Origin of the sequence: Parabacteroides sp. HGS0025 (genome assembly GCF_000969845.1) — a bacterium.
In the GTDB taxonomy this organism is placed as follows: Bacteria; Bacteroidota; Bacteroidia; order Bacteroidales; family Tannerellaceae; genus Parabacteroides; species Parabacteroides gordonii.
Genome location: NZ_KQ033909.1, coordinates 1 through 21,813, shown reverse-complemented (window position 1 = coordinate 21,813; position 21,813 = coordinate 1). Strand labels below are relative to the sequence as shown.

Sequence of the window (21,813 nt, the reverse complement as noted above, 5' to 3'; positions counted from 1 at the left end):
CTTTACCGCCCGATTAATAATTTACTTCCGCTTACTTTCGGCTATCTGTTTTATAGCCAGCTCATAGTTACCGTCCAACTCGTCCGTCTTATTGAACACCTCCATCTTTTCGCTCTCTTCGGTCGTATAAGTCATGTATTCTTCCATACTTACCTCTGTTGCATATACCGCCGACTGCACACCGCCCAGCCCAAACCATACTTCCTTGTATTTTCGGCTCGGATGGTTCGCCATGTTGATCGACAGGATTTGCCCTTTCTCTTTTTCTGTCAGACCTAAAAGGGCTTGGATGCTGTCAAATTTGTTCATGTACTTGCGCTGATCGAGCAGGATTTTGCAGTCGGAGTTATTGATGATGGATTCCTTGACAATGGGCGATGCGATAATATCGTCCACCTCCTGCGTTACGACGATGGCTTCACCGAAGTATTTACGGACGGTTTTGTACATATATTTCAGATATTCAGCCATGTTTGCAGACGATAGAGCCTTCCATGCCTCTTCAACGATCAGTTGTTTACGAACACCTTTCAATCGGCGCATCTTATTGATGAATGCCTCCATGATGATGATTGTTACAATAGGGAAAAGCTCTTTGTTTTCCTTAATACTGTCAATCTCAAACACGATAAAGCTCTTATTCAACAGGTCGATATTCTGCTCCGAATTGAGCAGGAAGTCGAAACGCCCGCCACGATAATACTGGCGCAGGGTGGTAAGCATATTGTCGATATTAAAATCGTCCTTGCTTACCTTGATTTCGCGTTCCTCCAGCTCACGGCGATAGTCACCTAACATATATTCATAGAAGGTGTTGAACGACGGGACAATGGTACGGTCAGCACGAATCTTTTCGATATACGCCGATACCGCACTGCCGAGTTCTCCCGATTCGGTTTTGCTTGTCTTATCATCTTCGGATTTCCAGAGGGTCAGCAGCAGCGTTTTAATACTGTCCTTTTTCTCCACATCGAACACGTAATCGTCCGTATAAAATGGATTAAAAGAGATCGGATTTTCTTCGGTGTAGGTGAAGTAGATTCCGTCCTGACCTTTGGTTCTGCGGCGTACCATTTCACACAAACCCTGATAAGAGTTACCCGTATCGACCAAGACTACATGCGTTCCCTGTTCCCAATACTGCCTGACCATGTGGTTCATAAAAAAGGATTTACCGCTACCGGATGGCCCTAACACAAACTTGTTTCTGTTAGTGGTTATCCCGCGTTTCATAGGTAAATCCGATATATCCACATGGAGCGGTTTGCCGCTTACACGGTCGCACATCTTGATACCGAACGGTGAAGGCGAAGATTGGTAGTTGGTTTCCTCGGTAAAGAAGCACAACGCAGGTTCGATGAAAGTGTAAAAACTTTCCTCGCTCGGAAAATCACCCGCATTGCCGGGCATTGCAGCCCAATAGAGTGTAGCGGCATCCACTGTATTGTGGCGGGGCTTACACTCCATAAGGGCAAGCTGGCTACCCACATCGTTGCGGATATGTTTCAATTCGTCCTCGCTATCGCTCCATGCCATCACGTTGAAGTGCGCTCTGACGGAAGTAAGCCCGAAACTGTGCGCTTCATTCAGGTACTTGTCGATCCACTCCTTGTTAATTTGGTTTCCTCGACTGTACTTCGACAACGATTGCATATTGCGGGCTGACTTCTCAAACTTTCGCAGGTTCTCCGCCGAATCGTCCAAAAATATGTACTGGTTATACACATGATCGCACGATAAGAGTAAACCCACAGGTGCGGCAAACGATAATCGGCAGTCGCTTCTATCCGTAGAAAGTCGCTCATATCGCATATCCGTTCCGACCGTTCCGGGCAAGTCCTCCACATCGGAAATTGTGTGCAGGCACACTTTCTTTGCTCCGATTTGAAGACCGTCCGCTCCAAGTTCCATATCCTGTAAACAGGTGGTATCATCGAGCGAGAGGGCGAAGTATTTTTCAATAAGTCCCGCCTCGTTCTCCGTTCCCGTAATCTCGTCCGAAGTAAGGCGCGTAAGAGAGATAAATCCCGAATCGTTTACGATGCGCTCAAACTGACCCACCGCCTCCATAAACTTTATTGCCGTGTCCTTGTTTACCTCTTTGGGTATGATGTTTCCGCGACAGAGCGATGAAAAGTTAGACTGCATACGCATTCTATCCTTTGTCGTTTTTGTCAGGAACAAAAAGCACGTGTGGTTCAGGTAGGGTCGTTCGTTGAAATGCTTCTCAAACGAGCGGGACAGGAAGCTCATATCCTCCTTATCCGTTTGCGGTTTGTAGTTCTCCTTCACAAACCAGTCCTGTTTATGGATTACCGAGTAATCGGGCAAAACCTTGATGGCTTTCGTCCAAGCCGAGTGTATGGCTTCATATTCGGTGTTGGTTACGGTAAACAGTTCCGGCAGACCGACACGGAAGGCTACCGTTATATCCGCATCCTTGCTGATGATACAGTCTTGCTCTACTGCCAACAGCGGGAATTTACTTTCGATGGTAGCCGCTTTCATTGTGTTACGCATAGGTTGCCTCCTTTCTTCTTTGGCGTTGGAACAAGCGGCGGGAATTTTTGCGGTTTATCAGGTAGCGCGGGTGCTGCCGTTTGGCAAGCATTTTCATAAGCCCGTGTTCACCGTATTTCGCATTCAGGTTGAATGTCAGCCATACCAATGCGGAGGCGGCGATAACGCCGAAGCCGATACAGACCCATTGGTCGATGCCCGCCATATACATAATCACAAAGACTATGAATACGGATAACAGACCACCTGCGAAGATGAATAGATACTGACTTTTCAAGCCCTTAAATTCCACACTCTTGCCAATGCCTTTATTAATATTATGCTCCATTTCTTATTTGGTTTTTGAAATGGATTACAAGAAGAAGGAGCGTAGGATAGTTGCGGCAACGATCAAAAAGATACACGCGCCGAACCATGAGGCGGCGGTTTTAGAGGTATCGGGATCGCCACTCGAAAACTTGTTATAGACTTTGATTCCGCCGATAAGCCCCACGACTGCGCCGATGGCGTAGATAAGTTTTGTGCCGGGGTCAAAGTAACTTGTTACCATATTGGTAGCTTCGGTGATTCCACCGATACCGTTACCCTGAGCAAAAGCGGATGATACGGCAGCCAAAACAAAGGCTGCCGACATAAGAATTTTTTTCTTTGTCATACGAATTTTTGATTAATGGTACAGGGGGTGGAATAGTCCCCTGTACCAAGTGAATAATGTTGTTTAACTTGATCTTTTAGTGGTTATCAGCGCGTAGCTAACCGTAATCCCGTTCTTTCATTTCTCTTTGTTTTTAATGGTTACACATTCTACGCAAACTTGCGTACATCAAATTCTTTCGGTGCTTTCACCGCTGGTTCGTCCGTTTCTACCGCTTCCCGTTTCTTGCGATGGAAGGCAGCGAAGTAATCGTCCATCAAAGCGGACACTACTTTCTTTTTCGGTTCATCGCCCGCGACCTGTTCAAACATTTCAGTCTTTCGTATTTCGACCAAAACCCGTCCGGCTTCTTCTTTTTCTTCGGATGTTGCGCTGTCGGCAGCTTCTACCGTTCGCACCATACCCGCCAAGTTGTTGAAGTCAAGTCCGAGTGCCATCGAAACCCCGGCGACCCCTTCGGTATCTTCGTCCTCTGTTTCTTCTTCGTCTAAATCCTCATCGTTATATTCCGGCTCAAATTCGAGGGGTGTGTTCTCAACTTCTACATTGATCTCGTTTGAATTTTCGTCCGTCATATTGTTATCGGATAAGACTGTTTCCGTTTCAACCGGAAGGGTTGCCACTGGAGCATCTTTTTTACTTTCGTCAGCAAATGTATTGGTATTTTCCACTCGTTTTTCATTATGAATCAGTGTGGTAGCTTCTGTCCGGGATTGTCTAAGGTCAAATTTGCTTTTGCCTACAATGTCCTCTTTCGGGGCAGAACGAAACGGATTAAAAGCAGGGTTTTTTGCTGCATTTTTTTTGCGCTTTATCATTCGTTCTCGAAGCAGATACAAGGCAAGAAAAAGCACATACAGCACAATGGCTGAAATGATATATCGTTCCATAGCTTATTTGTTTTACAATAAATCGTTACGCTGTTGTCGGTATAGCTCATTTATTTCTTCCTTATGGAGTTGCAGATGCTCATTAAGTACCGTGTCAATATATCCGCCTACCGATATATCGTTGCCTGCATCGACCAAAGCCCTGACAAGTTTTGCGATAACTGCATGAACATCGTAGCTGATATAGACACATTGCCGTGTCTTGATTTCGTTACGTTTCAGAAATGTTTCTTTAAATCCGGCGGATTGTTGCCCCCGCTTACGCTTTGAGGCTTCCTTTATCTCTTGCGGAGAATTAACAGCAATACTTTCTTGCTCAGGTGGCGGCGTTTCTTCCGGTACAGGTTCGGGCGGTTGTATAGCCTGCGGATTTTCTCGATTGTCAGGCTTAGTTTGACCAATAATGAAATCGGCATCAAACCCCGATGTATCTACTTTCTTTGCCATAGTACGCTTACTTTAACAGTTCCAACAGCTCATCTGTAAGGGCATCAATATTGCTGCCTTTGACAAGGGATTTATCTGCCGGGAATAATGTAGAGCGGAACAAGGCTTTGTGATTGACAGATTGTTCTCGGCGGAAACGCTTGCTGTCAGGAATAAATGTTTCAAGAGTGGTAAATCCTAATTCCTTAATTACTGCCTCATACACTTCGTAGAGTTCGGATTTTTCTCTACCATCGACCATATTCCAAAGCAGGCGCATGGCTTTGATATTGGATTTGCCCGTATTCACAATATTATCCCTTACCACTATCATATAGTTAAGGGTACTTTCCATCACCACACGGTCTGCGGCAATCGGAGCAATGATATAGTCCATACTGGCAAGGGCGAGAACTAAATCTCGATTGTTCATCGTTCCGGGCAGGTCGAAGAATACAAAGTCATATTCGCCCTGCTCACAAAGCGCATCGGCATCGTTCAACGCTTTTTCCGTGCTGCTTTCAATTACGGGATAGGCTTTCTTTCCCTCCAGACGTGTAAACTGTTCGTAAGCCATTCCTTTGTAATACTCATCATCCGCTACCATTTTAAAATCGCGTTCCCGCATTTCACTGATAGAGTGTTGCGGGTAGTCGCAATCCACGATTGCCACAGTGTAACCCTTGACATAATGCAGGTAGCTTGCGATTAAAACGGTGAGGGTCGTTTTTCCCGCTCCGCCTTTTTGAGTGCTGAACGCTACATACTTCGGTTCTTTTTTGCTTTCTTCTTTTTTCATTTCACTACTTGTTTTAATTGTTATTTATTGAATGATTTGTACCACTGATGCGGTACTGCTGTTTTTAAATTGATACTCGATTATCTCCCTATTGACTACGATGCTTTCCTATCAATGGATTGAAATGCGTTGATAGTTTTCTGCCTGTTCAACTACTTGCCGAAATACATAATCGCAGGACTAAAAATGTAAAGCGATATACAGATACGACAGCACTTATTCACATCAGTACGACAGTACAACAGCACGACAATACAAATTCAAATTGTTGCTTTTTTGCTTTAATAATTTCGTAAATCAACAAGGCTTCAAATCCATTTCTTCGGCAAATAAACGCCTTCTTTTTCAGTCCGACATCATCTTTTCTATGGGTGGTAGCTTCTGTCCGGCTTTGTCTATACTTATTGACTTTCAGGAGATTAATTAAGACCATAACTTTGCAGCATGAAATGTTACGGAGGTTTTCATGCCGATTTTTAAGGTAGTTCCGGCAATGAAAAATGCCCGTCAAAGAGCAGGTACTTATCCCGATTTTTCGGGGTCGTAAACTGCCCCTTGCGGGCAAAAAGTATTTGCATTTTGGCAAATAGCAAGATGTGTTGTTTGCATCACAAAACAAGTTTTGCTGCATACAACCTCTTGCTCTTCCAGAGGGTTTTTCCTCTCCGAAGTCGGGAAAATTAGGATACGAACAACAGTCCGCATCGCATAAAGATTTAATAATTCGGTGTGCGCGGACGCACCCACTAAAAGATCAATGTTATGAACGAAGAAAAAACAGTACCCCGCAAGCGGGGAAAAGGGGGCAGACCCCCGAAGAATGATCCTGCCAAACGCAGGCTCACGGTGAATCTCACCGAACAGCAGCACGCCGATTTTCTTGCCCTTTTCGAGCAGTCGGGCGTACATTCTTTGTCCAGTTTTATCTCGGCACGCATCTTCGGTGATGAGTTCCGGGTGGTAAAAACGGACGCATCGGCTGTCGAATTTACCGCAAAACTGACCGCTTTACACGGGCAATTCCGAAGCGTTGGAGTAAACTATAACCAAATTGTGAAGGAATTACACGCCAATTTCGGAGAGAAAAAAGCGTTGGCGTTGCTCTATAAGTTGGAGAAAGCGACTATCGAACTGGCAGGAATCGGGCGTGAAGTGATGCAGCTATGCGAGCAATTTAAGGCTAAATTCCTGTAAAAATGGTCGCAAAAATCTCGCACGGGAGCAATCTTTACGGCGCACTTTCCTACAATCAGGAGAAGGTGGACGAGGGTTTAGCTAAGGTTTTGGCGACTAATTTAGTGATCGAACCCACCGATGGAGTGTTCAATGCCTCCGCCTGTATGCAGGATTTCGAGCGGTTTATGCCCTCGCATATCACCACCAAGAAGCCCGTAATTCATGTTTCGCTGAACCCGCACCCGGACGATAAGCTGACCGATGAACAGCTTACCGAGATCGGACAAAAGTATATGGAGTGGTTGGGCTACGGCAATCAGCCCTACATGATTTTCAAACATGAGGACATCGACCGCCAGCACATACACATTGTTTCGACCCGTGTTCGACCCGATGGCTCGCTTATTCCCGACAGCTTTGGGAAAGACCGAAGCAACAAGATTAGGCGAGAACTGGAGCAGGAATATAACTTGATACCCGCCAAAGTTCAAAATCAGGGTGAGGCATGGCAACTTACTCCGGTGGAAGTTAGCCAGGGGAACTTAAAAAAGCAGCTGGCAAACGTTATCAAACCGCTTGCTGAAATGTACCGCTTTCAAACGCTGGGCGAGTACAAGGCTTTGCTATCCTTATATAATGTAGGTGTGGAGGAAGTCAAAGGGGATAACAACGGCAAGCCGTATCGTGGTTTGGTTTACTCGGCGTTGGACGGTGAGGGCAACCGTGTCGGTAAGCCCTTAAAATCATCATTGTTCGGAAAGACTATCGGTATTGAGGGGTTGGATGCGAAATTCGATAAGTCGAAAGAAACGATTAAGACAGACGGCGTAGCCAAACAAACCCGTGCTACCGTTTCCGCGTCCCTCGCAAGCACCCGCACAGAAAGCGAGTTCCGAGCGGCTTTGCGGGAAAAAGGTATCGACCTTGTGTTACGGCGCAACAATGAAGGACGCATTTTCGGGGCTACGTTTATCGACCACGAGCAGCGGGTAGTCTTGAACGGTTCTCGTTTGGGTAAAGAATTTTCGGCTAATGTTCTGAACGAGCGTTTTGCAGATAGTTCGCCGCAACAAGAGCAGCGCGAGGATCTGCAAGCTCCAAAAATTCAACAACCCATTGAGCCGGACAACAGCCGCAAGCCGTCTGCTCCGACACCCTCCGGGCAAGTTGCAAGCAATGTCGAATCGCAGTCGGATCGCAGCGATGATCCTATGGGTAGCTTGCTATCCATCCTTACCCCTGAAACCGCAGGGGAGGAAAACAAACAGCCGACCATCAAGCGCAAGAGAAAGAAAAAGCGCAGGTATGGAAGGCAGCAATAAATCTGATTAATAACAATTTTAAAATCAATAATTATGCAAAATGAAGATGATTTAAGAGGCTTGGCAAAAGTCATGGAGTTTATGCGGGCAATCAGTGTATTGTTCGTACTGATGAACATTTACTGGTTCTGCTATCAGGCAATAAACGAGTGGGGAATCAATATCGGCGTAGTCGATAAAATCCTGATGAACTTTAATAACACCGCAGGACTGTTTAACTCAATCCTGTGGACGAAAATCTTTGCGGTCGTGTTTCTTGCATTGTCTTGTTTGGGAACAAAGGGCGTAAAAGAGGAAAAGATTACATGGAATAAAATATACGTATGCCTTACATTAGGCTTTATATTTTTCTTTCTGAATTGGTGGTTGCTATACTTACCGTTACCCAAAATTGCCAACGCAGGATTTTATATTTTTACTATTTCGGTAGGCTTTATATTGCTTTTGATGGCAGGTACATGGATGTCGCGCCTACTCAAAAACAATATGTTTGACGATGTTTTCAATACCGAAAACGAATCGTTCATGCAGGAAACCCGCCTGATGGTAAACGACTATTCGGTAAATCTGCCTACGAAATTCTGGTATAAAAAGAAGCAGTGGAAAGGCTGGATTAATGTCGTTAATCCGTTTCGTGCGGCAATCGTTCTCGGCACTCCGGGTTCGGGTAAGTCTTATGCAGTGGTGAACAACTTTATCAAACAGCAAATCGAAAAGGGTTTTTCGCTCTATGTGTACGATTTTAAGTTTCCCGACCTCGCGACCATTGCATACAACCACTTGCTGAACAACCGAGAAGGCTACGAGAAAGTACCGACATTTTACGTGATTAACTTTGACGATCCTTCGCGTTCGCACCGTTGCAATCCGATTAATCCCTCTTTTATGGATGATATTTCGGATGCCTACGAATCGGCATACACAATCATGTTGAACTTGAATCGTACATGGGTGCAGAAGCAGGGTGATTTCTTTGTCGAATCTCCGATTATCCTGTTCGCCGCTATTATATGGTACTTGCGCATCTACGAGGACGGGAAGTATTGCACTTTTCCTCATGCCATAGAGTTTTTGAACAAACGCTACGAAGATATTTTCCCGATTCTGACCTCTTATCCCGACTTGGAAAATTACCTTTCGCCCTTTATGGATGCGTGGCTTGGAGGCGCGGCGGATCAGTTGCAGGGGCAAATTGCAAGTGCTAAAATTCCGCTTTCCCGCATGATTTCCCCACAACTTTATTGGGTAATGTCGGGTGATGAATTTAGCCTTGATATTAATAACCCCGATGATCCTAAAATGTTGGTGGTGGGGAACAATCCCGACCGTCAGAATATCTATGGTGCGGCTCTCGGTTTGTATAATTCCCGCATTGTAAAACTGATTAATAAGAAAGGTCAGCTAAAGAGTTCGGTTATCATTGACGAGTTGCCGACAATTTATTTCAAAGGATTGGATAATTTGATAGCTACCGCCCGAAGCAACAAGGTTGCCGTGCTGTTAGGCTTTCAGGATTTTTCGCAGCTAAAGCGCGACTATGGAGATAAAGAGGCAGCGGTAGTGATGAACACCGTAGGTAACATCTTTTCGGGTCAAGTAGTTGGTGATACGGCTAAAACTCTGTCTGACCGTTTCGGAAAAGTGTTGCAGAAACGCCAGTCCATGACGATAAACCGTAACGATAAATCAACCTCTATTTCTACACAAATGGATAGCTTAATACCGCCGTCCAAAATTTCCAATCTCACACAAGGTATGTTTGTGGGTGCGGTGGCGGATAACTTCGATGAGCGGATAGAGCAAAAGATTTTTCACTGTGAGATTGTGGTCGACAACGAACGAGTTTCCACTGAAACAAAGGCTTACAAGAAAATACCCGTTATCACCAACTTTGTAGATGAAAACGGTGTTGATCGAATGAAGGAGATGATTAAGGAGAATTACGACCGCATCAAAGCTGAAACGAAACAGATTGTCGCCGATGAATTGCAGCGCATAAAAGATGATCCCGACCTTTGCCATTTATTGCCGAAGGAGGAATAAATAAATATAAAGAGCGTAGTTTTATCTGTAAAAGTTAGCACTTGATCATACATGAGGTAATAAATCTGACACAAGTAATTCATAAATATTTTTTCTTTTCAAATCCCCTCCCCAAAGCCCATAGAGGGCGTTTGAAAAGAAAAAATATTGTAAGGTACATTAAACCTCAATTGGGAGTGTCTGTAAGATCGAATCTCATTTTTTACATTTTATCTTTTCTACGCTCTTTACTTTTGCTGCTTACTTTCTCTTTCCACTTTTTTCTCTTTGAGAAAGTGCACTTCCAGCAGCAGTTTTGCTTGTTTTGCTCGTCCTTCCATCTCTCAAGACTTTCGAAGCGGCAGAAGCAGCAGCTTTACTTGTAACTTTTTTAGCCATTACTTTCAGAATTTGCTTTCAATCCGAACAACACAGGTGGATTGATTCCTGATTAAAGTCATTTTACCATATGGTTGACTTAATAAACCATGATTAATGTATTCCACCACCGTGCCAAATACCTGTGGCAACCCATATTTCATAATGAAGTAGCCATTCGCTTGCCCATGGAATAATAGTTTTTGCAATCATTTTACTTGCATTCCATTCATTCATACGCCTGTGATATAAACATAAATGCTGCTTTTCGTGATCATATATATGTGGGAGCTTGGTTGCATCTTTAGCTAATGGCAGTGGCATCGGATTTATTACATATATATTAGGATCATGCCCTATATTATACACTATTCTTATATCATATGTAATACTTAAATTGGAAGGTTTAAGCTTTCCTTCCCAAACAAACCCTCTGTCAAAACCAATAATTTTCAAAGTCGAATCTGGAAAATAATGTCGAAGCATTCCTCCTTGAGCATGAACTGAAATTCGTTTCTTTTTAATCGTTGCCATGAAAATTATGCGATGCTGCGGCAACACTCCCTATTGAACTAAGAATACCTGTGCCTGCTGCCATTTTTAAAGAACCACTTTCCCTAAGGTTTAGTTTGTTTTCTCCCAAAGTAGAGAATGTTTTCGTAACTGCCTGTTCTCCAAAAGGCTTTTTCATCGCTTCGGCAATATATTGCAATCCTCGTTTTTGGAGAATAGTTTGTATATCAGACTCAACTTGGTCAAGCCATTTGTAGAAGTTCTTTTCCCTTTGAGGATGCTCTACCCATTTATCTGCAAAGTTTTCTTCTGGATTCACAGGGTTTGGAATCCATTTAATAACCTTACCCACTTTAGGGTCAAAACGGCTTTCAATATAGCTGTGCATATTAGCAATCACGCTCGTTAATGCGTCTATGACAGAAGTTTCTTTGTTGTATGCCTTTGAAGCCAGTGTTGTTATAATTATGGAAATAGGTTTATCTTCATCTCCGTTAAACATCATATCACGATGCCTTTTTAGAATTTGAACAACTCGTTGAAGGGGTAGTTTTTCCTTGTTATACTTTGGAACAGGATTTACGGCTTCCGACAACATCATAGATTTACGCAATGTTGTAACGTCAGCTACATTAAAAAACCATCTGCCATAACCAAATGGATTACTTTTCATCCAATTCTCAGCAATAGTATCTGTATAGTAATTACTTTGTTCATTGTCAGTAATGCGTATTGCTAACGAATCATATTTTTCATCCAGTGCTGAAGCAGAAAAAGCTTTTTCAAGTACAGTGTCATATCCAATACTAACAAGGCTTGGAAGTATATCCATGTGATAATTGGCATTATCGGAGTACGCCAATGTCCAACATCTTCTTCCTTCCTCATCAAGCATATTTTTGTAGGTTTCGTTTGCCTTAATTCGATCTCCAATTGCTTGTTTGAGATGGTATTGTGCCCATTGTGGATTTTTACCTGTCAATTCACACACTAAATCAATATCCAAATCATCTTCTTCACAAACAGGTTTAATCATTGTTCCAAGCATGAATGAACCTTGAGGACGAATGATAGGCTTATATGGTGCGAGTGATGATTCAGGCTTTGCCAGCCATTCTCCAACTGCTCCATAACTACTAACGGCGGCGTTATATTGGGATTCTGTAATATCCAATGTTTCTCCGAGTGTTTCTAAAATCTCACTAAATTGTTTTTTTTCTTCTTGTGTAAGCATATATAATTATTTTATTGTTATTGTCTTATAAAAATCGTCTTTCACTTTATTTGCATCATATATTGCTAAAGGCATATCGACTTTAGGCATCCATACTCGCCCCAATTCAACAGATGCAGAAACAGGCATAGCCGGAAAAATATGTAAATCCGTACAGCCATGATAATATTTAATTTTATCAAAAGTCGATCGAACAGTAATGCGAAAATCGGATAGCAATGCTTCCGTCTTTAAGAAATCATTGTTTGGAGTACCACTTATTGTAACCTCCCATATACTTACATTATCACCCAGTGTCTTTAGTATCCTATCGTGTTTTATTGTTGCACTCAAGCTAAATATAAGAACAGGAGTTTTCGTTTTGTCAATAGGTTCGTGAAGTACATATTTAATATCGGAAGAAGCTACTTGCCACTTCCAAGTAGAAGGTTCTCTGTGTTTCTGATATACTTTTACATTATTCAAATCGTTCAATAGGGCTCCTAATTTTATTAACAATGGCTGTGGAGCAAGAGCAAATACAGAATAATGATCTGAATTTCCCTGCATTATTCTTGGTTTAATTTTCAGATTAAACTGTTCTTCAAGGTTTGCTCCTTCTGCCAACCAATAAACATCTTTGTCATCAGTAAAAGGTGCATTCTTGAAACCAAGCTCAATGGGATAATCACTTGCCGGGTAATAATCATAGAGCAGTGCTTCACTCGCTGACCTGTAAGACAAAGGCGAACTATTTACCCCAATATTTGCTCCAAATAAAATTATTTCACTGAACATATTTGGAGTAATATCAGTTATTCGTTTGATACGTTGTTCATGTTGTCGCTTCATCATTAATAACCGAGATTCGGGATGTCCTGCTATATCAAACTTATCAATCAAATTATGATGTTCGTTACAGAGCAACATTAAATTGTCTATATTATCGCAAAGCTGTACAGAACGAGTAGTATCTCCTCTTGGTCCATTGGGTGAATCAGCGACAATATGTGCAATATAGGCACTATTATATGTTTTTTTAGTCAATATGTCTGTATGTAAAACCTTGTTACATCCTGCATATTCACATCTTCCTCCGGATATTGCCCAAAGAAGATTTTTGTTTTTATCTGATATGCTTGTTACGCTCATTATATATCAATTTATTCGTTATCATTTTACTATATACTCATTCCGTTAGGGTTAAATTCTATCTATTCCCTTAATAATGTTTATCTTTGTTAGATAATTGGTATCCCTTCAACTATATACCAATTCCGTTAGTAACGCTTTTAGTATATAAATGGAAAGTGATGTAATGACAGAAAAAATAGATTTTGAAAATATGGCTGGCTCTGAATTATTGGAATACATCTCATTCAAAGATGAGTTTCACAATGAAGCAGAGTTAGCTTTTTGTGTTTTCTGTGACCGATACCAACGAGATATATTGCAGAAGGCAGAAATTCAGTGTTCTAAATTTGAATATAATGATGCCATAGCTTTCTTAGCAGCACAATGCACTTTTGATAAAGTATGGAAGAGTGCTCATACTTTTGATTTAAAAAAAGCAAACACAAAAAATGTGGATAAAGCTATCCTTATGTGGATGTATAAAATATTGTATACTCAGATATTGCTTTTTAAGAATAGAGATACTTGTGCTCAACCCACAGAAGAGGAAGATTTATCCTTAATAGAAAATGTGGATGAACTTATTAACGTATGTGCTCCCGAGAACATTGAGAAGCAAAAGGAATTAAAGGAGAGTTTGAGTTTTTTGGAAAAGGTGTTACAAGGGCTTTCTCTAAAGCATAGAATAATTTACTTTACTTATTTAGCATACAAGCCAGAGAAAGACAAAAACATTCCTCGTTCTGTAAGCAATAAATTACAAGAGCAGTTGGATTTAACGCAAGCTTCCATTAGAGTATACAGGAAAGAAGCAACCGACCTTGTAAATAATTATATAAACAAAGTCAATGAAAACAAATAATAAAAATAAAATCAACAATCAGAATCTGGAGGAGTGGTTTCGTTCTACAGGATTCTTATTCCCGACAAATGAATTAGAACTTGCAAGATTTAATAAATTGTACGCAGATTATGATTTTAAATTAAAAGATGTTTCGATTGATGCAAGATTAATTATAGAAGGTAATGTTTGCTCCTGTGCTACAAAAGTGCTTAAGATTGAAAAGAAAGATGAACTCAATAGTGAGATTGAGGAATTGAGAATGGTTGCGCGAAAAGGGCAAGAAGTTCCTAAACATATCCTTGACAAAATGACTAAAAAGCATCGCAAAAACAACGATGGCGAAGAAGAATAATCCAAGAATAAAACGACTGGCAGAGTATATTGCTTTACAGTTTGATAAAAAAATTACCCCACTTGAAGAAATCGTCAAAGATGAAAAGTTAGAAGTATTTTACGACAATTACGAGAGTAATACTTTTGATGGAATGACAATTTTTGATGATGGGAAATTTTATATTCATCTTAATACTGATAAAGGAAATAAAATTAATACGGAAAGAGGACGGTTTACTTTAGCACACGAGCTTGGGCACTATTTTATTGATACGCATAGAATAGGATTGAAAAACGGTTTATTAGAGCCACACCCTTCTCATACCAACAAAGCACAATTTTTTTCAATTGAGCGTGAGGCTGATTATTTTGCATCCTGTTTATTAATGCCCGAAGAGCGTTTTCGAAAAGATATAGGAAGTAAAAAATTTGGCATTGATGTAATTGACTTCTTGAGAACTGAATACAAAGTAAGTAGGACAGCATGTGCTTTGCGATTTGCAGACATTGGAAACTATCCTATTCTTGTAGTATATGCTGAAAACAATATTATAAGATGGACTTACTCAAGTGACGATTTTCCTTTCAAATGGTTGATTAATGACAAAATTGTACCACGAAATACTGTTATGGGAGATTATTTCAATAATAACCATATTGCAGAAGTGTTCAAAACAGAGCAAGTTTGGGCAGTAGATTGTTTTAATTACGTAAAAGATGAAGATTTACAAAGGAAATTTTACGAACATTGTATTACACATAAGGATTCAGCATTAAGTCTTTTTTGGGAAGATTAATTCACAAATTATGGAATACGAAAATCGCCACTTTCTTAAAACGAAGGTGGCGTTTTTTTATGCCCATTTTTTCAAAACACCCCAGACAACCCCGGACACAAGCATCCACCGCATTAAAACCTTGCAATCAGTCCATTAGTTAGGTGTATTTTCGTTCTGTATTACTATTAATGCAGAATTTAAAATCATTTTATTATGGATGAAAAAGTAAAAACAGACGAGCCTAAAGTCTTACTGACACAGGGCGAGGACGGCAAGCTAAAAGCCATTGCCGGAGAACAGGACGGGAAAATAAAAACCGTCAATCCCACCAAAGAGAATGCCGACCAGTTTATGAAGATCGACACCAACGGCAATGCGTTGGAAAACTTCTTCAAAAAATTTGCGGCGCAGTTCAGCCACCCCTCGCACACGGGCGTTTACGCCGTCAGCACATCAGCCGTAGATAAAGTCGCGGCTTTCTTCGACAAACTTATCCGTATCGACCACAAGGACAAGGCACTCGATCCGTACCGTGTCAAATTTGACGGTAAGATACGCATAGAGGTAGAGTTTACAGGCAAATATCAGCCCTTAGACCTCAATAAGCTCAACTGGAAAGAGGTCGAAAAGTTAGGGCTTTCGGGCGACAGCTTGCAGGACGCACTCAAAGCTATGGTCTACGGACATAAGTCGCCGGGATTGTTGGAGATTAAACCTGTGATTGACGGGAAGGAGTTTCCGATGCAAGCCCGCCTGTCGTTGGAAAAGGAGGCGGACGACAGCATTAAAATCGCTACCCATCCCAAGCAGGAGCAGCCCGATTTCGACAAGCCGTTTATGGGCGTGGTCTTTACCGAACAGGATAAAAACGAGTTCCTAAAGAACGGTAACGGTGGGCGCGTATTCGATTTGGAGGTAAACGGCGAGAAAGTACCTTCGCTTATTTCTCTCGACAAGCTCACCAATCGCTTTGAGGCTAAACCACAATCCGAAATTAGTATCCCGCAAACGCTAAAAGGAGCAACCCTTTCCCCTGAGCAACAGCAGGGCTTGAAAGATGGTAAAGCCGTATGGATAGAGGGAATGGATAAGAAGGTGCAGCAGGGCGAACAGCCAGAAAAGATTTCTCGCTTCGTGCAGTACAACGCCGCCAATAAGAACTTCGACTTTAAGTTCAGCGATGAACAACGGCAACAGCACAACCAAAATCGGCAAGCCAAGCAGGGCGAGAAAACAGGCGAGGATCAGAAAGTACCCAAAGCCCGAAAAATCGGCGAGGTATGGGTTTACTCCAAACAGGCAGGCGTACAGCTTTCGGGTGAAGATTTTAAGAAGCTGTGCAACAAAGAGCCTGTATTTGTCAATGGCATGGAATCACAAAAACCCAAACAACAGGCTGATGCTTCGGGAGCGCAGAAAGTAGAGGCTACCGACCAAAAGGGGCAGAAGTACAATGCGTGGGTATGGATTGACGATAGCTTAGGGAAAGTTCGCCACACAGGTAAGCATCCCGATCAGGTTCGGGCGATTGAGGCAAAGAAAGCGCAGGAAGGTCAGAACGTGAAACCTGCCGCCGAAAGCAAAACACAGGTCGCGGTCAATAACGAGGGTAAGACCAATGAAGCGACCAAGCATTCCACCGAGCCGCTAAAGAAAGGTCAGACCCAGCCCACAGAGAAGCAAGCTGAAAAGAAAGAGCAGAAACAGGAAGAGAAAAAGCCTGCCAAGTCTAAAGGACGTAAGCTGTAAGCCATGATAGCAGCTTGCATTGTCGTATTAATAATCGCCATAGCAATTCTGATTGTCATTTTGTCAAAGCCGGGCAATTCAAATGACAGCAACAGCGAATATTATGTAGATGGCTACCATATCTACTACGACAGAAAAATTATCCGGCATCTTAAAAAATAAACCACTAAAAGATCAAAGTTAAATGAAAATAATAATAGCAGAAAAGCCCAGCGTAGCGCGAGATATTGCCGCTATCGTGGGTGCTACACAAAAGAAAGAGGGCTACATGGAGGGCGGCGGCTATGCCGTCACGTGGGCTTTTGGACATTTAGTAGGGCTTGCCATGCCCGAACAGTACGGTATCACAGGCTTCCAGAGCGAGAACCTGCCGATACTTCCAAACGAGTTTAAACTTTTGCCCCGACAAATCAAAGAGGGCAAAGAGTACAAGAACGATCCGGGAGTGATGAAGCAGCTAAACGTAATACGCGAGTTATTCCGCCGTGGAGATTCGATCATTGTTGCTACCGATGCCGGACGTGAAGGGGAACTCATATTCCGCTATATATTTGACTATATAGGATGCACCCTTCCGTTTGAAAGGCTTTGGATAAGCTCACTTACCGACCGTGCTATCAAGGACGGATTCAAAACCCTCCGTCCCGGTAGCGATTACGATAACCTCTACGCTTCGGCTAAAGCCCGAAGTCAGGCGGATTGGTTGGTGGGTATCAACAGCAGTCAGGCACTTTCTATTTCGGCAGGTTACGGCGTTTGGTCGCTCGGCAGGGTGCAGACCCCGACACTGGCGATTATTTGCAGCCGTTATCTTGAAAATAAGGATTTCAAGCCGCAAACCTATTTCCGTTTGAAGCTCCATACCGCCAAAGATGCTACGGCATTTGCCGTTCATTCGGTAGATAAGTTCGTTACACGCACCATTGCCGAAGAAGTAACAGCACAGGTCAAAGCCGCCGATACTGTTGAGATTACGGGCGTTGAGCGTAAGGAAGTCAAACAAGAACCGCCACTTTTGTACGACCTTACCACACTTCAAAAGGAAGCCAACAGCAAGCATGGTTTTTCGGCGGATAAAACCCTGACGATAGCACAAGCATTGTACGAGGCAAAGAAAATTTCCTACCCGCGCACAGGAAGCCGATATATTTCCCAAGATGTACTGGAGGAAATACCGCATCGTATCGCTATGCTTCGCTCGCATCCCGATTTTAAAGCATATATCGACAACAGATTCGATACCACGCTTAATACCCGCAGTGTGGACGATACGAAAGTTACCGACCACCATGCTATCATCATTACGGAAGATCCCGCTACGGGATTATCCAAAGATGAACAGATCATCTACGATATGGTTGCCGGGCGTATGCTGGAAGCCTTCGGCGAATGTTGCATCAAAGAGAACACCACCGTATCGCTTGACACGGGCGGCGTACACTTTTCCTGCAAAGGTAGCGTTACGCTCGTCCCCGGCTGGAGGGCGGTATTTAATGTTAAGGACGAGCCAAACGATGAAGATGATACGGCAGTTCTACCCGTTTTAATTGAGGGCGATAGTCTGCCTATTCGTGATTGTGAGATTCAGGAAAAGCAAACTAAGCCCCGACCACTTCACACGGAAAGCTCATTGCTCGGAGCGATGGAGAGTGCAGGCAAGGAGGTCGAAAACGAGGAAGAACGCGAAGCGATGAAAGAGTGCGGTATCGGAACTCCAGCAACCCGTGCGGCGATTATTGAAACATTATTTTCCCGCGAGTATATTTCGCGTGAGAAAAAAGCATTAGTTCCGACAAATAAAGGATTGGTGGTCTATCTTGCCGTTAAAGACAAAAAGATAGCGGATGTTGCCATGACAGGACAATGGGAACAAGCCCTGAATAAAATTGCTTCGGGCGAAATGGATGCCGCTACGTTCCATAAGGGTATAGAAGTTTACGCTTCACAGATCACTACGGAATTGCTCTCTACCGCCATCGAGCGGACAGATAACCGCCAGTCATGCCCTTGCCCGAAATGCAAGAGCGGGAATGTAGTTATTTACAATAAAGTCGCCAAATGTCAGAATGAAAGCTGCGGGCTTACTATATGGCGTTCTATTGCCAAAAAGGAGCTGACGGACGGACAGCTGACAGACCTGCTAATGAACGGCAAGACCGCCTTTATAAAAGGTTTCGTAAGCAGCAAGACCGGAAGCACTTTCGAGGCGGCAGTCAGGTTCGATGCGGACTATAAAACAGTCTTTGAGTTTCCGCCAAACAAAGGCAGCAGCAAGAAAAAACGATTTAAGTAAAATCTTCTTACCTTTGCCACTAAAGGTCTTTGTTCTACGATTCGGAATAGTCGTTTAATATTGATCTTTTAGTGGTGGCATCCGGGGTTTCGGCTTCGGATGCCTTTTTTTATATCCATATCTAAGGCTCATACTTCAAAGTGAGCGACATTGCTCTCCCCATTAATCGGGTACTTCCAATCTTGAATCGTTTACCGTTTCTTCCTGTCCGATTATAGCAGCAATCTCTTTACCTCCCTTATCGGTTACGAAAATCCACTTACGGATTAAGTACCTTCATTCGCGGGCGTAAGTATAAAAACCCGGCATTCTGCATTTTCCACTTAATATATACGGCAATGCCCGATGGGTATTTTCTATCATGGTGCAAAGGTGTTTACGGAATCTTAACGGGAAGTAAAGCACAAGCCCTGCGGGTTCACTTGAAAAATCTCCACACCGCATAAGTTCAGGGTAGTATTTTATCCGTGAATACTTGACATCCCTAATTCCTACACCGAAAATGCACCTGAATAAAAAATCAACCCGGCACTGCCGATTAAAAATTAAGGTTATGGAAAATATATCAGAAGCACGGATTTATGTAGGAACTTATGCTAAGTATAATGACGGTTCAATAGAAGGTAAGTGGTTAGACCTTTCGGATTATTCCGATAAAGAAGAATTTTACGAGGCTTGCCGCGAACTGCACAAGGACGAGGAAGACCCGGAATTTATGTTCCAAGATTGGGAATATATACCCTCTGGACTTATCGGTGAAAGCTGGCTGTCGGATAATATCTTTGAAGTTATCGAAGCTATTAACGATATGGATGATGATAGAAAAGAGGCATTCGAGATATGGCTTAACCACGAAAGCCACGATCTAAATTCTAAGGATATAAACGACTTGATTTCCTCCTTCGAGGATGATTTTCAGGGCGCATATAAGGATGAAGAAGATTATGCTTATGAAATCGTTGATGAGTGCTACGACCTGCCCGAATTTGCGAAAACATACTTTGACTATGAAAAGTTCGCCCGCGACCTGTTTATGACCGACTATTGGTTCGAGGACGGTTACGTGTTCCGGCATTCATAATGCTCTACGAAAATTACTAATCAGGCGGAGTAATCCGCCTTTTTTAGTGTCTGTCATAAATCGAGTAGGAGAAAACAAAAGTAGTTTTCTCCTACTTTTGTTTTCGTCCTCTCACACCACCCGGCATACGGATCCGTACCAAGGCGGTTCCTTACTTACGATACTACTTTACAATAACAATCCATTAAGAATGGATAATTGGCTCGCCTTATGCTATCATTGCTCAATGCTCGATTGAGTATAAAGCTATTCGAGATATGCCAATAACCCTTGCGAGTATTTGCCCACTCCCATGCTTTACGTTTATCAATTCCACATCGCTGAAGGTTCTTAAAGCGGGTCTTTACTTTCTTCCAGCACTTCCAGATACACATCCGCAGACGACGGCGATACCATGTGTCCAAATCCTTGAGTTTGTTCTTTATATCAGCTAACTTGAAGTATTCAAGCCAACCCATTATAAAGCAGCGAAGTGACGCTTTACGCTTTTCATAGCCCATACCATTACTACGACCAGTTAAAGCCTTTAATTTGGACTTGAACTTGGTGAAACTTTTAGCATGGACACTTAAGCGACATTCACCAGACATAACATAGAAACTATAACCAAGAAACTTTAATCCCCGGATATAGCCAACTACCGTCTTTTCGTGGTTTACACGCAAGTGTAGAGTACTCTCAATATAATGAGTAATACTCTCCTTCACCCGAACGGCTGCACGTTTGCTCTTGCAGAAAATCATACAATCGTCCGCATAACGGACGTATCGATGACCTCGACTATCCAACTCTTTGTCCAATTCATCAAGCATAATATTGCTTAACAATGGACTGAGCGGACCTCCTTGGGGAACTCCCTTAAGAGTCTCTTCATAGCGGTGACCAATCATAACTCCAGCCAGCAGATACTTATGAATAAGAGAGATAACGCGACCGTCTTTAATGCGACGCGACAGGAGTTCTATCAAGCGACTATGACTGACCGTATCGAAGAATTTCTCTAAATCCAAGTCTACAACATACTTGTAGCCGGAATTAACGTGTAATTGGCTTTTGCGCAGAGCATCGTGACAACTACGACCCGGGCGGAAACCATAACTGTCGTCACTAAAGATGCGTTCATAGATAGGTGATAATACCTGTGCAATAGATTGTTGAACAAGACGGTCTACTACGGTGGAAATACCCAGAGGGCGTCTCTTGCCGCCTTCTTTGGGAATTTCGACCCGCAGAACGGGAGTGGGACGATACCCTCCTGCTCGCAAGGAGGAAAGCAATTCCTCCTTATGGACTTGAAGCCATAAAAGCAAACCATCCGTACTCATCCCATCAATTCCGCCACTGCCTTTATTCGATACAACCCGTTTATAGGCTGTATTCAAGTTCGATGGAGACAGAATACGTTCCAGTAGTGCGTCTTGTGTAAAGGGTACTTCCGTGAGGTTGTTTTCAGTTATCCCAATGTAAGTCTGCACTCCTCGATAGCCTTCGGATGCCGTCCTATTCTTCTCAAGGCAGTTATCTCTCAATGTCGATATTTTCTGCATTCCTCCTTTCATCAGGTAACATTCATTTACTGCTCACTTACAATAAGGTTCAGACCTTCCCAAATTAACTCGTAATCCGGTACTATGTCATCGGCTGACTTCTCACCGCAATTGTTAGCCGTGCTTCCGAAAAAAAAAA

20 protein-coding genes are annotated in these 21,813 nt (G+C 42.7%); 9 read left to right on the top strand and 11 right to left on the bottom strand.

What is annotated here, in order from left to right:
• Positions 1-21: 21 nt before the first annotated feature.
• From HMPREF1212_RS26060 to HMPREF1212_RS26035, 6 genes are all read right to left on the bottom strand, one after another.
• Positions 22-2,520, bottom strand: a complete 2,499-nt coding sequence (locus tag HMPREF1212_RS26060; RefSeq protein ID WP_046151741.1) for a TraG family conjugative transposon ATPase — start codon at positions 2,518-2,520, stop codon at positions 22-24.
• On the bottom strand, positions 2,513-2,848 hold the full coding sequence (locus HMPREF1212_RS26055) for a DUF4133 domain-containing protein (RefSeq protein ID WP_046151740.1): 336 nt from the start codon (positions 2,846-2,848) through the stop codon (positions 2,513-2,515). The genes HMPREF1212_RS26060 and HMPREF1212_RS26055 overlap by 8 nt, the downstream gene beginning before the upstream one ends.
• A 24-nt stretch (positions 2,849-2,872) precedes the next feature.
• Positions 2,873-3,175 carry a DUF4134 domain-containing protein gene (locus tag HMPREF1212_RS26050; protein WP_046151739.1) on the bottom strand — a complete coding sequence of 101 codons (303 nt, stop codon included), beginning with the start codon at positions 3,173-3,175 and terminating at the stop codon, positions 2,873-2,875.
• 149 nt (positions 3,176-3,324) lie between these two features.
• Positions 3,325-4,065 (bottom strand): hypothetical protein, encoded by a 741-nt coding sequence (locus HMPREF1212_RS26045; protein WP_046151738.1) that lies wholly within the window; start codon positions 4,063-4,065, stop codon positions 3,325-3,327.
• A gap of 12 nt (positions 4,066-4,077) precedes the next feature.
• Positions 4,078-4,512, bottom strand: coding sequence for a DUF3408 domain-containing protein (locus HMPREF1212_RS26040; RefSeq protein ID WP_046151737.1), 435 nt, complete (start codon positions 4,510-4,512; stop codon positions 4,078-4,080).
• Between the two features lie 7 nt (positions 4,513-4,519).
• Entirely contained in the window at positions 4,520-5,290 is a 771-nt protein-coding gene (locus HMPREF1212_RS26035) for a ParA family protein (RefSeq protein ID WP_046151736.1), read from the bottom strand.
• A 762-nt stretch (positions 5,291-6,052) separates the two neighbouring features.
• Between HMPREF1212_RS26035 and mobA the strand changes: the two genes are divergently transcribed.
• The 3 genes from mobA to mobC are packed head-to-tail and all read left to right on the top strand — an operon-like array spanning position 6,053 to position 9,831.
• On the top strand, positions 6,053-6,484 hold the full coding sequence (mobA, locus tag HMPREF1212_RS26025; protein WP_046151734.1) for a conjugal transfer protein MobA: 432 nt from the start codon (positions 6,053-6,055) through the stop codon (positions 6,482-6,484).
• Positions 6,485-6,486: 2 nt separating this feature from the next.
• Positions 6,487-7,788, top strand: coding sequence for a conjugal transfer protein MobB (gene mobB / locus HMPREF1212_RS26020; RefSeq protein WP_046151733.1), 1,302 nt, complete (start codon positions 6,487-6,489; stop codon positions 7,786-7,788).
• Between the two features lie 33 nt (positions 7,789-7,821).
• Positions 7,822-9,831, top strand: a complete 2,010-nt coding sequence (gene mobC, locus HMPREF1212_RS26015; RefSeq protein WP_046151732.1) for a conjugal transfer protein MobC — start codon at positions 7,822-7,824, stop codon at positions 9,829-9,831.
• A 240-nt stretch (positions 9,832-10,071) separates the two neighbouring features.
• Here mobC and HMPREF1212_RS27245 read toward each other — a convergent pair whose 3' ends face one another.
• From HMPREF1212_RS27245 to HMPREF1212_RS26000, 4 genes are all read right to left on the bottom strand, one after another.
• Positions 10,072-10,209, bottom strand: coding sequence for a hypothetical protein (locus HMPREF1212_RS27245; protein ID WP_198293315.1), 138 nt, complete (start codon positions 10,207-10,209; stop codon positions 10,072-10,074).
• Positions 10,210-10,302: 93 nt separating this feature from the next.
• Positions 10,303-10,722 (bottom strand): hypothetical protein, encoded by a 420-nt coding sequence (locus HMPREF1212_RS26010; RefSeq protein WP_052725131.1) that lies wholly within the window; start codon positions 10,720-10,722, stop codon positions 10,303-10,305.
• Entirely contained in the window at positions 10,709-11,935 is a 1,227-nt protein-coding gene (locus HMPREF1212_RS26005) for a nucleotidyltransferase domain-containing protein (RefSeq protein WP_046151731.1), read from the bottom strand. The genes HMPREF1212_RS26010 and HMPREF1212_RS26005 overlap by 14 nt, the downstream gene beginning before the upstream one ends.
• Positions 11,936-11,941: 6 nt before the next feature.
• Entirely contained in the window at positions 11,942-13,066 is a 1,125-nt protein-coding gene (locus tag HMPREF1212_RS26000) for an HNH endonuclease (RefSeq protein WP_046151730.1), read from the bottom strand.
• Between the two features lie 151 nt (positions 13,067-13,217).
• On the opposite strand from HMPREF1212_RS26000, the gene HMPREF1212_RS25995 reads away from it, so the two are divergent.
• From HMPREF1212_RS25995 to HMPREF1212_RS25970, 6 genes are all read left to right on the top strand, one after another.
• Positions 13,218-13,910, top strand: coding sequence for a hypothetical protein (locus tag HMPREF1212_RS25995; RefSeq protein ID WP_046151729.1), 693 nt, complete (start codon positions 13,218-13,220; stop codon positions 13,908-13,910).
• Positions 13,897-14,244: a hypothetical protein gene (locus tag HMPREF1212_RS25990; protein WP_046151728.1), complete on the top strand. Its 348-nt coding sequence runs from the start codon at positions 13,897-13,899 to the stop codon at positions 14,242-14,244. The genes HMPREF1212_RS25995 and HMPREF1212_RS25990 overlap by 14 nt, the downstream gene beginning before the upstream one ends.
• Entirely contained in the window at positions 14,228-15,022 is a 795-nt protein-coding gene (locus HMPREF1212_RS25985; protein WP_046151727.1) for an ImmA/IrrE family metallo-endopeptidase, read from the top strand. Before HMPREF1212_RS25990 ends, HMPREF1212_RS25985 begins: the two co-directional genes overlap by 17 nt.
• 195 nt (positions 15,023-15,217) lie before the next feature.
• Complete coding sequence (locus tag HMPREF1212_RS25980; protein WP_046151726.1) at positions 15,218-16,753, top strand: DUF4099 domain-containing protein; 1,536 nt, start codon at positions 15,218-15,220, stop codon at positions 16,751-16,753.
• A 184-nt stretch (positions 16,754-16,937) separates the two neighbouring features.
• Positions 16,938-19,046, top strand: a complete 2,109-nt coding sequence (locus HMPREF1212_RS25975) for a type IA DNA topoisomerase (RefSeq protein WP_046151725.1) — start codon at positions 16,938-16,940, stop codon at positions 19,044-19,046.
• Positions 19,047-19,599: 553 nt separating this feature from the next.
• A complete protein-coding gene (locus HMPREF1212_RS25970) occupies positions 19,600-20,127 on the top strand; it encodes an antirestriction protein ArdA (protein ID WP_046151724.1) in 528 nt (175 codons plus the stop codon).
• A gap of 155 nt (positions 20,128-20,282) precedes the next feature.
• Here the strand turns inward: HMPREF1212_RS25970 and ltrA are convergent, their stop codons facing one another.
• Positions 20,283-21,686: a group II intron reverse transcriptase/maturase gene (gene ltrA, locus HMPREF1212_RS25965; protein ID WP_046151723.1), complete on the bottom strand. Its 1,404-nt coding sequence runs from the start codon at positions 21,684-21,686 to the stop codon at positions 20,283-20,285.
• Positions 21,687-21,813 lie beyond the last annotated feature (127 nt).